This window comes from uncultured Gimesia sp., from assembly GCF_937919775.1.
In the GTDB taxonomy this organism is placed as follows: Bacteria; Planctomycetota; Planctomycetia; order Planctomycetales; family Planctomycetaceae; genus Gimesia.
On the sequence record NZ_CALFPF010000034.1, the window covers coordinates 1 to 2,677 of the forward strand.

The window sequence follows — 2,677 nt, forward strand, 5'->3', positions numbered from 1 at the left end:
TTGCTTCACCAAGTCAGGAGTCTCTGTTTCTCTTGCCATTTAAGATGATTATAAATGTGATTCCTGAAAGTGAATTTCCACAACAGCCAGAACAAACTGCTGCTTCAGTCGGCATCATATATCGGGTTACGGGCTCGAAATCCAGCAGACTTCATCATTTATGAGAGAATGGGAAAACATTGGCTAACGAAAAACGCGACTTCGACGATTTTCTCGAAAAATTAAAACGCCATCATGATGTCATGGTGGACGAACTGCATAAAGTGATTATCGGGCAGGATGATGTCATCGAACAAATTATGGCAGCCGTCTTTACAGGAGGGCATTGCCTGCTGGTGGGTGTTCCCGGGCTGGCCAAGACCTTACTGGTAAGTACGATTGCCCGCATCCTCGATTGCGAATTCAAACGCATTCAGTTTACGCCCGACCTGATGCCCTCCGACATCACCGGCACCAATGTGCTTGAAGAAGAGGATTCCGGACGGCGTGCTTTCCGATTTGTCCACGGTCCTGTGTTTACCAACATTCTGCTCGCGGACGAAATCAACCGAACGCCTCCCAAGACCCAGGCGGCATTATTACAGTCGATGCAGGAACATCAGGTAACTGTCGGGCAGACAACATACGACTTACCCGACCCTTTCTTCGTCATCGCCACCCAGAACCCGATCGAACAGGAAGGGACCTATCCGCTCCCGGAAGCGCAACTGGACCGTTTCATGTTCAATATCAAGGTGGAATATCCGAATCTGGAAGAGGAAGAAAGAATACTCGCCTCAACCAGTATCAGCGAGAAACCGGAAATCCGAAAAGTGCTGTCGGCTAAATCGATTGTTTATCTTCAACGGCAGATCAGCATGATTGAAGTGGGGCCGATGACAATCAATTATGTGACCCGCCTGGTGCGGGCAACTCGTCCTTCAGATGGCTCTGCCCCCCCCTTTATCAAACAGATGGTCGACTGGGGCGCCGGCCCACGCGCGGGACAATACTTAATTGCAGGCGGAAAAGCGATTGCCGCCATGTCAGGGCGCGCCAGCGTTTCACTGAATGACATCCGGCGGATTGCGGTTCCGGTACTCAGGCACCGCATTTCAACCAATTTCCAGGCACAAGCCGAAGGCATGGTTACCGAAGATATTATCGCACGTCTGCTCGAAGAAATTCCTGAACCGAATATTCCCAAATACGAATGACCTGCTTCTCTCAAATCAAACACGACGTGAACGTCGAAAAAGATCAGCAGCGGCAGGCTTTTACTGCCGCGATTAATGGGCGGTTAATTCTGCAGAATCGTTGAGCTGGTGCTCGAGGACTTTCTGGATTTTTGCGCGTAAATTGCGGATCTTGATTGGTTGCACCAGAATACGAGAGCGATCTGTTTTCTGCAACGTTTTCTTGACTTCGGCATTCTTCTCTGAAAGCACGAGTACGGCAGCCAGATCGGCGTCCATCTCCAGAGCTTTGTTAAACGCTTCAATCGCTCCTGCACCGATCGAATCTTCCATGAAGACGACACAGTCGGGTGCGTTTTCTTTAATCCGATTCAGAGCCCGTTCGGCATCGCTTAAGATCAGGACCCGGTAACCATGCTTGGTGAGATAATCTCGCAAGACATCTTGATTCTTGGATCGTTTTTCAACACATAAAATTGTGGCAGGCGCAATCGCAAGTTTTAATTCCTGCTCAGCAGAATTCTTGACATTCGTCGCGACGGATGGCTGAATGTTTGAGCCAGCAGCATCAAGCTGGGCACGTGCTTCGAGTAACTCCTGGATGGCCTCAGTCGCCGATTGATAACGTTGCTGAGGTTGATAGGCCATCAACTTTTCCAGGACATTCACAACCGAATCAGGCAAATTCGGCTCCAGTGAGGTAATCGAGGGAATCTGTGAATAACGTGAGGGCCTTTTTCGTTCTTCAACGTCTTTGGTGCGCGGAAAAGGGGGTTTGCCGCTGAGCAGTTCGTAAAAAATGGTCCCTACGAAATAGAGATCACTCCGCGGATCATTGCGTGGTGCTCCAGTTGATTTTTCCAGAGTACCGTACTCAACCGCGCGTTGATGTGCTTCTCCCGCACCGCTGGCGTCATCTTCTCCCGCGAGTCCAAAATCAATCAGTTTCGCCACACCCTGAATCGACATTAACACATTCGTCGGTTTCATATCACGGTGCGTATACCCCAGACGGTTGGCATACTCCAGGCCTTCACAAATATCGACCGTGTAGTTGATCGCTTCCAGGGGAGACAGTTTCTTGCGGATAGTGATGAAATCGCGCAGATTCCCGCCTTCCACAAAATCCATTGTGAAGAAATGAATATTGTCCTGAACGCCAACGTCGTAAATCGGGACAATATTTTTATGCTGAAACTGCTTGCAGACTTCGGCTTCCCGGTGAAACATCTTGACGGTTTCGGGATCCTGAGCCCAGCGCTGTCTGAGAACTTTAATGCCCACCATCCGACCGTCCGCCAGAGAGGCAGCCCGATACACGCGTGCAAAACTTCCAGAGGCGTTCTGGTACATTAGTTTGTTACCGCCAAGTACCAGACCTTCGAGTTCTTTGCTTTTTAAACGACCGGCCTGAAACGAAGTGATGAGATTTTTCCGCTCTAACAACCGGATCAATTTCTCATCATCGGTGGAATTCGTCTGCAGCTCATGCAGGCAGGCAT

General features: G+C 49.8%; 2 protein-coding genes. One reads left to right on the top strand and one right to left on the bottom strand.

What is annotated here, in order from left to right; translation table 11 throughout:
• Positions 1–179: 179 nt before the first annotated feature.
• A complete protein-coding gene (locus Q0294_RS00900; RefSeq protein WP_299459777.1) occupies positions 180–1,196 on the top strand; it encodes a MoxR family ATPase in 1,017 nt (338 codons plus the stop codon).
• Between the two features lie 72 nt (positions 1,197–1,268).
• Here the strand turns inward: Q0294_RS00900 and Q0294_RS00905 are convergent.
• Positions 1,269–2,677, bottom strand: a 1,409-nt coding sequence (locus Q0294_RS00905; protein WP_299459779.1) for a protein kinase, incomplete at its 5' end; no start/stop codon positions are given.